This is a genomic window from Mammaliicoccus lentus, from assembly GCF_947036595.1.
Taxonomy (GTDB): Bacteria; Bacillota; Bacilli; order Staphylococcales; family Staphylococcaceae; genus Mammaliicoccus; species Mammaliicoccus lentus.
The window spans coordinates 2,719,595-2,731,761 of record NZ_OX344834.1; the positions used below are offsets into that span (position 1 = coordinate 2,719,595).

Genomic DNA, 12,167 nt, shown 5'->3' on the forward strand with positions numbered 1-12,167 from the left:
TAAAGAATTATTCTTCTTCTTTTTCTTCTTTTTCAGCTTCTTGTGATACTGCATCAGCATCTTCAGCTGCAGTTTCTTCAGCATCTTCAGCTGGTTCTTCAGTTGGAGGTACTACAGTTACAACTGCTTCTTCTTTATCGTTTTCGATAGCATATTTATCAGTTGCATCTAAGTCTCCTACTAAGTAACTATCACCGATAGCTAATTCACTAATATCAACTTCGATATGTTCAGGAATAGCGTCTGGAGTAGTTGTTACTTGTAAGTCGAATAATGGTTGTTGAACTACGCCACCTTCAGAAGCACCAACTGCTTCACCTACTAATACTACAGGTACATCAACAGTTAATTCTTGTTTCATGTTAATTGCTAAGAAGTCAACATGAGTGATTTGGTTTTTAAGTGAATCATATTGGTAATCAGAAACCATAACTTTAATTGATTTAGAACCAACACCTAATTCAATAACTCCGTTACGTCCAACTTCACGGATAGTTTTGATGAATTCAACCTCATCAACTTTAACAGATGTATTTTTAGCACCATAACCATATACAACTGCTGGGATAATACCTGATGCTCTTAGTTTACGTAAACTAGAACGAGTTTGTTTACCTTGACGGATAACTGACTTTAATGAAGCCATTATCTTTTCCACCTTTCATTCATGCGCATTAAGCGCTCCTACACTTACCCATCAACATAAATCGTTGCTTGTAAGTGGTTATTTAGTTCATTTAAAAATGAACCGTTTGTTATTATACACGATTAATGACAATTAATCAAATAGCACACTAACTGATTCTTGTTCATATACTCGAACAATTGCTTGAGCTAATAATTCTGCTACTGATAATTCTTTAACATTTGAAGGTTTTCTATCTTCTGGCAATTGAATAGAGTTTGTAACAACTAATTCTTTAATTCTTGAATTTTCAATGCGTTCACGTGCTGGCCCAGATAAAACAGGGTGTGTACAACATGCATAAACTTCTTTTGCACCTTTTTTAACTAAAGCATCTGCTGCTAAAGTAATAGTGCCCGCAGTGTCAATGATGTCATCGATGATGATTGCTGTTTTACCATCTATGTCTCCAACAATGTTCATAACTTCTGCTACGTTAGGTTTCGGACGACGCTTATCAATAATAGCAATTGGCGTTTTTAAACGATCCGCCATTTTACGCGCTCTTGTAACACCACCATGATCAGGTGATACAACAACAGTATTGTCAGGGTCTAATCCTTTTTCTAAGAAATAATTAGATAAAATTGGAACACCCATTAAATGATCAATAGGTATATCAAAGAATCCTTGAATTTGAGGAGCGTGTAAGTCTAACGCGATCATTCTGCTCGCGCCAGCTTTTTCAATAATATTTGCTACTAATTTAGCAGTAATAGGCTCACGACTTCTCGCTTTACGGTCTTGTCTTGCATAACCATAATAAGGCATAACGATATTAATATTAGCAGCTGATGCTCGTTTACATGCATCTATCATAATTAACAATTCCATTAAATGTTCATTTACTGGATATGAAGTAGGTTGAATGATGAACACATCACAACCACGGATACTTTCTTCGATATTAATTTGCACTTCGCCATCAGCAAACCTTTTTACTGTAGACTTACCTAATGGAATACCTACTAAATTTGCAACTTCTTGGGCTAAAGGTTGGTTACCTTCTAGTGAAAATATTTTTAATGACGAATTCTTATATTCAGTATGCAACATTTTTGTTCCTCCGATATCATTTTGACTCATTTTTTTGACGGCTCCTTTTATTTCGTTTTATAGTATCCTTCTTTTGTAGTCTGTCTTGCACGACCTAGTGCTAAGCTTTCATCTGGCACATTATCTGTGATGGTTGAACCTGCAGCTATAAATGCTCCTTCGCCAACTTCTACTGGTGCAACTAGATTTGAATTACATCCAATAAATGCATCATCTCCTATTTTAGTTTGGAATTTGTTTATTCCGTCATAATTAACAGTGATTGAACCACAGCCAATATTTGTTCTTGCGCCGACTTCAGCATCACCAATATAACTTAAGTGAGATACTTTAGCGCCATCTTTCAACACGGATTTTTTAACCTCTACAAAATTACCAATTTTCGTTTCTTTTCCTAGTTCTGTTCCCGGTCTTAATTGAGCGAACGGTCCAACTGTAGAGGTTTTACCAACAAATGAATCTGTAATGACAGATTGTTTAATTGTGGCATCATCTTCAATTGTACTATTTTTGATATCAGAATTCATGCCAATCGTAACATTTTTTCCTATTACAGTGTTACCACCGATTCTTGCACCTGGTTCAACTACCGTATCTTCACCTATTGTAACTTTTTTCCCAATATATGTAGTAGCTGGATCGATGATGGAAACACCATTTATCATATGTCTCAAATTAATACGTTCTTTCATTTTTTGTTCTGCTTGTGATAATTGGACTCTATCATTAACACCCATGATTTCATCTACGTCTTCCGTAACATAAGCAGATATTTTTTCATTTTGTGCTTTTAAAATGCTTATAACATCAGGTAAATAGTATTCACCTTGAGCATTATCGTTTTTAACTTCTTCTAAAGTTTGGAATAACTTTTCATTATCAAAAGCAAAGATTCCTGAACTAATTTCATTTATTGCATTTTGCTCTTCTGAAGCATCTTTTTGCTCAACAATTTCTAAGACGTCACCTTGTTCATTTCGAACAATTCTGCCATAGCCAAATGGATTATTCACCTTTGCAGATAATACTGTAGCCTTTGCATTTTCTGATTCATGAAACGCTATTAATGAGCTAATTGTATCTTCAGTAATAAGTGGTGTGTCCCCACATACAACGATTGTTGTACCTTTTTTGTCATTCAATAATTCCTTAGCTGTATTAACTGCATGTGCAGTCCCTAGTTGTTCTTCTTGATGTACAAACTGCGATGAATCGCCAAGTGTTTCTTTTACTACTTCAGCACCGTGTCCAACAACTGTAACAACAGTCTCAACACCCGCATTCTTCACGCTATCTATAACATGTTGAACCATGGCTTCTCCAGCAACAGGATGTAGCACCTTATAGAGTTTAGATTTCATCCTTGTTCCTTTACCAGCCGCTAATATGACTGCATGTTTTCGCATTTGAAAAACCTCCATTTAAACGCACTTTATCTTATTATAATTTAATTTGTGTACGACTATCAAGAAAGAGTTATTAAACATAGAAATTATTTCACAAAATAATCGTCTTTAATATTCATGATACATAGTAAAGGCAAAGCATTAACGCATTAAATAAAAATTTAATGAATAGTATTTTTATTCATCATTAATTAACCGTTGTTGAATAATTGTATAAAAAAACAGGAAAAACTCTTATCAAACTAAGAATTTCTCCTGTATTATTTCAGACACAAGCTTTGCGTATGCCTATTCCAATTTTTATTCTTCATTTTCATCTTCATTTTGATTTTCTGATTCAGAATCGTCATCTTTAGCAGATTTCGGAATGATTACTTCATCAGTTTCATCATAAACTTTCATGACTGCTTCTTGAATTTCTTGTCTCATTTCAGAGTTAATAGGGTGAGCAATATCCCGGAACTCTCCGTCGGGTGTACGTTTACTTGGCATAGCTACAAATAAACCTGAATTCCCTTCAATTACTCTTAAATCGTGAACAACAAAAGCATCGTCTAATGTAATAGAAACTAAAGCTTTCATTCTTCCATCTGTTTGGATTTTTCTTAATCTCACATCTGTTACCTTCATGACTTGTGTGCCCCCTGTTTGTCTTTTTTAAGTAGCAGCATCATTTAAATTGAAGAATATTATTGTATTTTTGCGATCATTTCAATCTCAACTTTAACATCTTTAGGTAGGCGCGCAACCTCAACACAACTTCTAGCAGGCAAATGTTCATTGAAATATTGTCCATATACGGAGTTAATATCTTGAAAATCATTCATATCTTTAATAAAGATCATAGATTTCACGACATTATTTAAAGAAGCGCCACTTTCTTCAAGTACTTTTTTTAAGTTTTCGATGACTTGTTCAGTCTGCACTTTTACATCATCTGATACAATTTCGCCTTTTTGATTTAACGGTATTTGCCCCGAAGTAAATACTAGATTATCTACCACTACAGCGTGGCAGTATGGTCCTAATGCTTCTGGAGCGTTTGTTGCGTTTATACTTTTCATGATGATTAACCCTCTCTTCTTAATTAAATCTTTTTAAACAGTTGCCTTCTTCTACTGAAAATTGTTGGTTGTATTCGTCTACATTCGACAATCTCACTAAAGATGTATAATCTTCAACCAAACGATGTTTAACTTCTTTTGATTCTACAAGTACTGATACCCCTTTTACAGTTGCTTTAAACTCATTCATCAAATTGATAACACCATTGATTGAGCCACCTGCTCTCATAAAGTCGTCAACTATTAATACATTTGAATATTCAGGCAATGTTCGTTTAGATAAAACCATTGTTTCAATTTTTCTTGAAGATCCTGATACATAGTTAATTGAAACCGTTGATCCTTCTGTTACTTTATTATCTTTTCTAATTACCACAACAGGTAAATTGAGCACTTTCGCTACTGCATTAGCTAACGATATCCCTTTAGTTGCAATTGTAACAACCGCATCAAGTTCTTCATCCATGTACATCGTTGCGATAAGTTCCCCAACTTGGTTTAAAAGTTTAGGGTTACCAACAAGATCTGACATAAATAAATAGCCGCCTGGTAATAATCTTTCTCTCTCTTTAAGCAATTCACACAAATCTTCAATTAATTCAATCGCTTCTTTCTTGTACATTTTCGGTCGGTAAGTTACACCGCCGCTAGCACCTGCAGTAGTTTCAATAATCCCTAAACCTTCTGCTTGAAAAGTTTCTTTAATGATTTGTATGTCTTCACTTATAGAAGACTTTGCTTGTCCAAAATGATTCACAAAGTAAGTTAACGGCACTAACTCATTAGGATGTTTCAATAAATACTGTGTCATATAAACGATTCTCTCACTTCGTTTAAACCTCATTTATAAAACTCCATTCTCTATCCGTATTTTTGCCACAATTATACTATAATCGTACGGTTTTAACAAAGCTATCCAAGTAATCTCACAATGAATACATCTTTGCAGCATCCTTTCAGAGCATTATAGACTTGCTTAGCCTGCCTTTCCTTTTGAACAAAGCCATAAACAGTCGGACCGCTTCCGCTCATTAATGCTGCATCCACACCTGTATTTGTCATAGTGTTTTTCAGCTTTTCAACCTCTGGGTATAGTCCCATAGTAACACTCTCAAGGCTATTACCTAACGACTTACATAAACGTTCATAATCACCGTCTATTAAAGCTTGCTGGCATTCTTTCGTTAAAACTTTAGATGTCTCTTCTAAAGTTAAAGCGCCATAAATTTCGGGTGTAGAGACGCCGATGTCTGGCTTGGCTATGATAACCCAAGCTGATGGTGGTTTAGGTAAATGCGTTAATTGCTCTCCCCTACCACGACATAACGCCGTTTTTCCATAGATACAAAAAGAAATATCCGACCCAATTTCCGCTGATAAATCACTCAATGCTTCTAACGAGTCATTGATCCCCCAAAGTTTATTCAAACCTCTAAAAGTAGCAGCAGCATCACTAGAGCCACCTGCTAAACCAGCTGAAATAGGAATGCTTTTTTCTAAAGAAATCGTCACACCGTCTTTTATGTTGTATTTGTCCTTCATTAATTTTGCAGCTTTATAAGCTAAATTTCTATGATCACTTGGAACAAAATTATGCTCTACATCGATGACAATTTCACCATCTTCTCTTTTTTCAAAAGACAGTCTATCATTTAGGTCAACGGTTGTCATAATCATTTCCACCTCGTGATAACCATCATCACGTTTGTATAAAGTATCTAGTGTTAAATTAATTTTTGCTGGTGCTGTCTCATAAATCATATACTTGCCCTTTCTAAAACTTATTATTATGATTTTACCATAAATAAATGTTAGAAAGTATGAGCTTTATCCTATTTTTTTGCAACAAAAAAACTCTACGCCATATCACAGTCATATCGCGTAGAGTTTTTTATTGTGAACTTTATGATTATTGAACAATAAATTCTTCTTTATGTTCATTCATAAAAGTTACTTGGACATTCTCAGTTAATACATCAGTGTATGTATAAGATACACGCTCAAAATTATGTTTCTCTTGATCTAATTCGACCACGAAAACTGATGGATACGTTTCCTTAAGCACACCACTGCGCTCAATTAACTTCTTACGTCCTCCATTAGCTTTAAGTACAATACGATTTCCTAATTGACAATCCAATATTTTTTTGATGTCTACTAAAGTCTTCGGCATATTGACCCACCTCGCTATATAGAATATTATACTATGATAGCAAGATTTTGTCAAATAAAATTTAAATTTTATCAATTTGAGAGGCCGTTGTCAATATATTTATACAGATAAATTAGGGTATTTTTTCAAATTGTTACAAAGATGTGCATAATCATGTATTGTTAGCGTTTCCCCGCGCCTTTTAGGGTCTATGTTTGATTCGTTTAACCATTCAATAATTTCATCTTTATGCACTTTGCCATCCTTGATTGTACTAATATAGTTATTTAAAATAGTCTTTCTTCTTTGTGTAAATGCACCTTTTGTTAATTTAAATAACTTTTGTTCATCGTCGACTTCTACAACTGGTTTAGTCCGTTTTGTAAGTTTTATTACAATTGAATCAACGTTCGGTGGCGGCATGAAGACGGTCTTAGGGACTACTAAAACACGTTCAGTTTCAGTATAGTATTGACATGCAATAGATAATGAACCATAACTTTTGCTGCCTACTTTAGCATTTAATCTTTCGCCCACTTCTTTTTGCATCATGACAACGAAGCCATCAATTGGCAAATCATTTTCTAATAAATTCATCAATATAGGCGTAGTAATATAATACGGCAAATTGGCAACTAACATAATCTTGTCACAGTCTTTTAAATGTTGATCAATTTCTTTTTGTACATTGGCTTTTAATATATCTTCATTTACAATCGTTACATTTGAATATGGATTCAACGTATCTTCTAATACAGGTATTAATCTTTGATCAATTTCAAAGGCTAGAACTTTTTTAGCTACTCTTGCTAATTGCTCAGTTAATGAACCCATACCTGGCCCAACTTCAATAACACCTGTATTTTCGTCAATGTCACTCGCTGAAATGATTTTTTGGATGATATTTGTATCAATTAAAAAGTTTTGACCTAGACTTTTTTTGAATTTAAAGCCATATTGGTCTAACAACGCTTTTGTGCGTTTAGGTGTTGCGATATCTTTTTCGTTCATTATGTCACTCCTCTTTATATCCAAGCGCTTCTTTTACATCTTTTTCAGTATAACCGAAAGCATTGAGTTTGTTTAATAATTGTTTACCATTCGAGTGTCCAATATTCAACTTACTACATAGTTTTTCTCTTTTTCTTCTTGCTTCTGGCCCTATAATTAATCCCAAATCAATTAATACAGCTTTATCAATTGTTTCTACATCAGCTTCTAATGGTGAACTTACATTAGTTAACGCTTCTTTCACCGTTTCAACCGACGCATGTTCTACACCTATTTTACCTCTTTTGTTTTTAGCTTTGTCTCTTGGGATAAAAGCATGTTTAACACTTGGAACATATTGCTTAATCGTATTTCGAATTTTATCACCCGGGAAATCAGGGTCAGTAAGTACAATAACACCACGTTTTTCATGTGCTTGCTTAATGACCTCCAAAATCTCTTTAGAAACAGCAGAACCATTTGTCTCTATAGTATCGCAATCCACGGCACGTTTAACATTGACCGTATCATCTCTACCTTCTACTACCACAAATTCATTTATTTTCATAAAGTTTACCTTCTTTAAAGATGCCCCAAAACAACCGTTTTGGGGCATCTTATTTTATAATTTAAATAATCTTTCAGCGTTTTCGGTAGTTGCTTCACAAACTTCCTCATACGTGAGACCACGTAACTCCGCAATTTGTTCGGCAACAAGTTTTACACGAGCAGGCTCATTTCTTTTCCCTCTATATGGGTGAGGTGATAAGAATGGCGCATCTGTTTCTACTAATAATCTATCTAACGGAACATGCTTAGCTACTTCCTTAGGTTGTTTAGCATTTTTAAAAGTCACTGGGCCACCTAACGAAACATAGAAATTCATTTTTAAAATTTCGTCAGCTATTTCATTAGAACCACTAAAGCTATGCATAATACCACCAACTTCACTAGCGTTTTCTTCTTTCAAAATATCTACACAATCTTGTGTTGCTTCTCTATTATGAATAATGATTGGTAATTGAACTCGTTTAGCTAATGCGATTTGCTTTCTAAACACATCTTTTTGGATATCTTTTGGTGACTTATCCCAATGGTAGTCTAATCCCATTTCACCTATTCCAATAATTTTAGGATGTTTAGATAATGACTCTATCCATTCTAAACGTTCATCTGTACAGTCGATTGCATCGACTGGATGCCAGCCGATAATACCATAAATAAAGTCGTATTGATCGATGAGTTTCATTGTTCTCTCTATTGTTTTTGTATCAAAACCAACGACAAACATTCTATCGATACCTTCAGATAGCGCTCTATCGATTACTTCTTGTAAGTCATCATCGTATTGATCAGCGTTCAAGTGAACATGTGTGTCTATTAGCATTCATATCTTCCTTCCAATTCATTACTTTATAATTGAACCATTTTGAATTGCGTTAGGTAATCCTACTAAAGTAAGCGTGCCATCTTTTTCGGCAGAAAGTATCATACCTTCAGATAATTCACCACGTAATTTAACTGGTTTCAAATTCGTTACAACTGCAACTTTTTTACCAACTATATCTTCAGGTTTATAAAATTCAGCAATACCTGAAACAATTTGTCTTTTCTCGTTACCTAAATCTACTTTGATTTTCAATAATTTATCGGATTTTTTTACATAATCTGCTCCAGTTACTGTTGCAGCTTTAATTTCCACTTTATCGAATTGATCAATCGTTATTTCAGGTTTACCAGGATTTTCTTCTTTTTTATTTTCTTCTTCTGGCTCTTCTTCAGGAGTAGTGCCACCTTGCATTGAATTTTTAATGAAAGCTACTTCTTCTTCAACATCAAGTCTTGGGAAAATAGGTTCTGGTTTGGAGATGACTGTAATTTCTTCATCAATAGCACCATAAGTTTCGATGCTTTCGAACGTATCTAACTTTCCTTTTTCCAAGTTTAATTGGCGGAAAATTTCATAAGGCGCATGTGTTAAGAACGGACGTAATAACACTGCAGCAAACCTAATATTTTCAACTAAATGAATCATTACGTTTTCTAACATTTCACGTTCATTTTCATCTTTAGCTAATACCCAAGGTGTTGTTTCATCGATGTATTTATTCGTACGGCTAATAAGCTTCCAAACTTCTGCCAACGCAACTGAGAATTGCATGTTTTCCATTGCTTCATAGAAATTATTTTTTGTATCAATAGCCATATTTTCCATTTCTTCATCTAGAGGATGTAATTGACCTTTATATTTAGGTAGAACACCGTTAAAGTATTTATTTACCATAGCAATTGTACGATTAACTAGGTTACCTAAATCATTCGCTAAGTCATAATTCGTACGTTCTACGAATGCCTCAGGCGTAAACACACCATCTGCACCGAATGGTAATTCTCTCATTAAGTAATATCTTGTAGCGTCTAAGCCATATTTATCAATTAATACGTTAGGATCAACAACATTACCTTTAGATTTACTCATTTTACCGTCTTTCATTAAAATCCAACCATGAGCAAATTCACGCTTAGGTAAAGGTATATCTAAAGCCATTAATAAAATCGGCCATATAATAACGTGGAACCTAACAATTTCTTTAGCCATTAAATGAACGTCTGCTGGCCAGTATTTTTTAAACAGCTCATCATCATCAGTTAAATAACCTAAAGCTGAAATATAGTTTACTAATGCATCTATCCATACATAAACAACGTGTTTAGGATTAGAAGGCACTTTAATACCCCAATCAAAAGTTGTTCTTGAGATGGCCAAATCTTCTAAACCAGGTTTGATGAAATTATTAACCATTTCATTTTTACGAGAAATAGGCATAATAAAGTCTGGGTTTTCATCAAAGAATTTTAATAATCTATCCGAATATTTATCTAATTTAAAGAAATAGCTTTCTTCTTTAACTAGCTCGACTTCATGTCCTGAATCAGGGCTTTTACCACCAACAATTTTTCCATCTTCATAAACTGGATCTACTAATTGTGTTTCAGTGTAGTATGTTTCATCTGGTATTGAATACCATCCTTCATATTCACCTAAATAAATATCTCCCTGCGCTAATAATTTTTCAAAGACTTTTTCAACAACCACTTTGTGTCGTTTTTCTGTCGTACGAATAAAATCATCATTTGAAATGTCTAATTTTTTCCATAACGCTTGAATATTTTCGACAATACCATTTAAATATTCAATTTCTGATAATCCAGCTTCTTTAGCCTTCTCTTGTATTTTTTGTCCATGCTCATCTGTACCTGTTAAGTAATGAACATCATATCCTTGTAACCGTTTATATCTAGCTATTACATCACCGGCAACCGTTGTGTAAGCATGACCTATGTGTAAATTCCCGCTCGGATAATAAATCGGTGTCGAAATGTAAAAAGTCTCTTTCGTCATCAGCGTTTCCTCCTAATATCTTATCTATATAATATACCGAAAATTTAGCATTTTTTCAATATTTCCTTATTATGGTAAAGCGCGCAAATGTGGTTTTAATGTCGAATAATTAAGTGTATACAATTTATTATTTTATTGACAATTTCTTCAATACGTATTAGTATACTATTTATATAATTGTCGAATGAATGTCGAATTAGATAATTATGGTTTTATTAAACGGAGGTAAAGAAATGAAATCAACTGGAATCGTTCGTAAAGTAGATGAACTAGGCCGTGTAGTAATTCCTATCGAGTTACGACGCATATTAGACATTGCTGAGAAAGACGCTTTAGAGATTTACACTGATGATGACAGAATTATTCTAAAGAAATATTCACCTAACATGACTTGTCAGGTTACTGGCGATGTTTCTGAAGAAAACTTTGTTTTAGCAGATGGTAAAATCGTATTAAGCGAAGAAGGCGCTCAGCAATTAATGAATGAGATTGAAAAAAAATCTAAATAATTACTTACTATATGTATCAAAGAGTCTGGGACATAATTAATTGTCTCAGGCTCTTATTTTAATTATCTATATGAAATGCTTCATATACATCTCTCTTTTTCATATTTCTATCTAAAGCGACTTGTTTAATAGCATCTTTAGAACGCATATCTTGTTCATTAATGTACGAATCAACATGTTCTTTTAAGTCCATTTCTTTCCACCATTGTTCTGTCTGACTGGATTCATCTATACCTTCTATAAGAATAACAAACTCACCTTTTTGTGGTATAGAATCGTCTTCTAACATATTTTCAATTGTTTCAACCGACCCTGTTTCAACTTGTTCAAACTTTTTAGTCAACTCTCTACCAATTGCTATTTTTCTTTCTGAGTCTATTTCAGATATAGCTTTTAATGTTTGTTTTACACGGTAGGGTGATTCATAAATCATCATTGTCGATTCTCTATGCATCCATTTATCTAATACTTCATGCTTATCTTTAGCCTGCCTTGGTAAAAATCCTAAAAATACAAATTTATATGACGGTAGTCCACTTGTCATTAATGCTGTTATAGCGGCATTTGGCCCAGGAATAGTTTCCACAAGGAATCCCGCTTCTCTAACTTGGTTTACAAGTTCATAACCTGGATCACTGATACAAGGACAACCAGCATCAGAGACTAAAGCAATTTGTTTATCATCTTCCATATAATCAATAATCTGCTCTGAAGCTTTATCTTTATTATGTTCGTGATAAGACTTTAATGGTGTGTGTATTTCATAGTGTTGGCAAAGTTTTGACGTTACACGAGTGTCTTCACAAAAAATATAATCTGACTCTTTTAAAATTCTTACGGCGCGATATGTTATATCTTCTAAATTTCCTATTGGGGTGCCTACTAAATGTAAAGTTGACATG

14 protein-coding genes are annotated in these 12,167 nt (G+C 33.9%); 1 reads left to right on the top strand and 13 read right to left on the bottom strand.

What is annotated here, in order from left to right:
- Positions 1-7 precede the first annotated feature (7 nt).
- From ACNMOQ_RS13525 to metG, 12 genes are all read right to left on the bottom strand, one after another.
- Positions 8-646: a 50S ribosomal protein L25/general stress protein Ctc gene (locus ACNMOQ_RS13525; protein WP_016999908.1), complete on the bottom strand. Its 639-nt coding sequence runs from the start codon at positions 644-646 to the stop codon at positions 8-10.
- A gap of 132 nt (positions 647-778) precedes the next feature.
- Positions 779-1,741 (bottom strand): ribose-phosphate diphosphokinase, encoded by a 963-nt coding sequence (locus tag ACNMOQ_RS13530; RefSeq protein WP_026023668.1) that lies wholly within the window; start codon positions 1,739-1,741, stop codon positions 779-781.
- A 47-nt stretch (positions 1,742-1,788) separates the two neighbouring features.
- Positions 1,789-3,147: a bifunctional UDP-N-acetylglucosamine diphosphorylase/glucosamine-1-phosphate N-acetyltransferase GlmU gene (glmU, locus tag ACNMOQ_RS13535; RefSeq protein WP_416349999.1), complete on the bottom strand. Its 1,359-nt coding sequence runs from the start codon at positions 3,145-3,147 to the stop codon at positions 1,789-1,791.
- 300 nt (positions 3,148-3,447) lie between these two features.
- Positions 3,448-3,777, bottom strand: coding sequence for a septation regulator SpoVG (spoVG, locus tag ACNMOQ_RS13540; RefSeq protein WP_070045702.1), 330 nt, complete (start codon positions 3,775-3,777; stop codon positions 3,448-3,450).
- Positions 3,778-3,836: 59 nt separating this feature from the next.
- The gene (locus tag ACNMOQ_RS13545) at positions 3,837-4,211 is read right to left on the bottom strand and encodes a RidA family protein (protein ID WP_016999913.1); all 375 of its coding nucleotides are present in this window, start codon (positions 4,209-4,211) and stop codon (positions 3,837-3,839) included.
- A 19-nt stretch (positions 4,212-4,230) separates the two neighbouring features.
- Complete coding sequence (gene purR, locus ACNMOQ_RS13550) at positions 4,231-5,055, bottom strand: pur operon repressor (protein ID WP_016999914.1); 825 nt, start codon at positions 5,053-5,055, stop codon at positions 4,231-4,233.
- Between the two features lie 68 nt (positions 5,056-5,123).
- Positions 5,124-5,972, bottom strand: a complete 849-nt coding sequence (ispE, locus tag ACNMOQ_RS13555; protein WP_064211595.1) for a 4-(cytidine 5'-diphospho)-2-C-methyl-D-erythritol kinase — start codon at positions 5,970-5,972, stop codon at positions 5,124-5,126.
- Between the two features lie 148 nt (positions 5,973-6,120).
- Positions 6,121-6,384 carry a biofilm formation stimulator Veg gene (gene veg, locus ACNMOQ_RS13560; RefSeq protein ID WP_016999916.1) on the bottom strand — a complete coding sequence of 88 codons (264 nt, stop codon included), beginning with the start codon at positions 6,382-6,384 and terminating at the stop codon, positions 6,121-6,123.
- Positions 6,385-6,483: 99 nt separating this feature from the next.
- Positions 6,484-7,377: a 16S rRNA (adenine(1518)-N(6)/adenine(1519)-N(6))-dimethyltransferase RsmA gene (gene rsmA / locus ACNMOQ_RS13565; RefSeq protein ID WP_275044925.1), complete on the bottom strand. Its 894-nt coding sequence runs from the start codon at positions 7,375-7,377 to the stop codon at positions 6,484-6,486.
- A 1-nt stretch (position 7,378) separates the two neighbouring features.
- Positions 7,379-7,921, bottom strand: a complete 543-nt coding sequence (gene rnmV / locus ACNMOQ_RS13570; RefSeq protein WP_016999918.1) for a ribonuclease M5 — start codon at positions 7,919-7,921, stop codon at positions 7,379-7,381.
- 54 nt (positions 7,922-7,975) lie between these two features.
- Entirely contained in the window at positions 7,976-8,740 is a 765-nt protein-coding gene (locus ACNMOQ_RS13575) for a TatD family hydrolase (RefSeq protein ID WP_016999919.1), read from the bottom strand.
- A gap of 21 nt (positions 8,741-8,761) precedes the next feature.
- Entirely contained in the window at positions 8,762-10,756 is a 1,995-nt protein-coding gene (gene metG / locus ACNMOQ_RS13580) for a methionine--tRNA ligase (RefSeq protein ID WP_016999920.1), read from the bottom strand.
- Between the two features lie 233 nt (positions 10,757-10,989).
- Between metG and ACNMOQ_RS13585 the strand changes: the two genes are divergently transcribed.
- Complete coding sequence (locus ACNMOQ_RS13585; protein ID WP_016999921.1) at positions 10,990-11,265, top strand: AbrB/MazE/SpoVT family DNA-binding domain-containing protein; 276 nt, start codon at positions 10,990-10,992, stop codon at positions 11,263-11,265.
- A gap of 58 nt (positions 11,266-11,323) precedes the next feature.
- On the opposite strand, the gene rsmI is transcribed toward ACNMOQ_RS13585, so the two are convergent.
- Positions 11,324-12,166, bottom strand: coding sequence for a 16S rRNA (cytidine(1402)-2'-O)-methyltransferase (gene rsmI, locus ACNMOQ_RS13590; protein WP_016999922.1), 843 nt, complete (start codon positions 12,164-12,166; stop codon positions 11,324-11,326).
- Position 12,167 lies beyond the last annotated feature (1 nt).

Excerpts from the sequence above, each read along its gene's own strand:
- ACNMOQ_RS13525 (WP_016999908.1), bottom strand. The coding sequence starts at position 646 with ATGGCTTCATTAAAGTCAGTTATCCGTCAAGGTAAACAAACTCGTTCT.
- ACNMOQ_RS13530 (WP_026023668.1), bottom strand. The coding sequence starts at position 1,741 with ATGTTGCATACTGAATATAAGAATTCGTCATTAAAAATATTTTCACTA.
- glmU (WP_416349999.1), bottom strand. The coding sequence starts at position 3,147 with ATGCGAAAACATGCAGTCATATTAGCGGCTGGTAAAGGAACAAGGATG.
- spoVG (WP_070045702.1), bottom strand. The coding sequence starts at position 3,777 with ATGAAGGTAACAGATGTGAGATTAAGAAAAATCCAAACAGATGGAAGA.
- ACNMOQ_RS13545 (WP_016999913.1), bottom strand. The coding sequence starts at position 4,211 with ATGAAAAGTATAAACGCAACAAACGCTCCAGAAGCATTAGGACCATAC.
- purR (WP_016999914.1), bottom strand. The coding sequence starts at position 5,055 with ATGAGGTTTAAACGAAGTGAGAGAATCGTTTATATGACACAGTATTTA.
- ispE (WP_064211595.1), bottom strand. The coding sequence starts at position 5,972 with ATGATTTATGAGACAGCACCAGCAAAAATTAATTTAACACTAGATACT.
- veg (WP_016999916.1), bottom strand. The coding sequence starts at position 6,384 with ATGCCGAAGACTTTAGTAGACATCAAAAAAATATTGGATTGTCAATTA.
- rnmV (WP_016999918.1), bottom strand. The coding sequence starts at position 7,921 with ATGAAAATAAATGAATTTGTGGTAGTAGAAGGTAGAGATGATACGGTC.
- ACNMOQ_RS13575 (WP_016999919.1), bottom strand. The coding sequence starts at position 8,740 with ATGCTAATAGACACACATGTTCACTTGAACGCTGATCAATACGATGAT.
- metG (WP_016999920.1), bottom strand. The coding sequence starts at position 10,756 with ATGACGAAAGAGACTTTTTACATTTCGACACCGATTTATTATCCGAGC.
- ACNMOQ_RS13585 (WP_016999921.1), top strand. The coding sequence starts at position 10,990 with ATGAAATCAACTGGAATCGTTCGTAAAGTAGATGAACTAGGCCGTGTA.
- rsmI (WP_016999922.1), bottom strand. The coding sequence starts at position 12,166 with ATGTCAACTTTACATTTAGTAGGCACCCCAATAGGAAATTTAGAAGAT.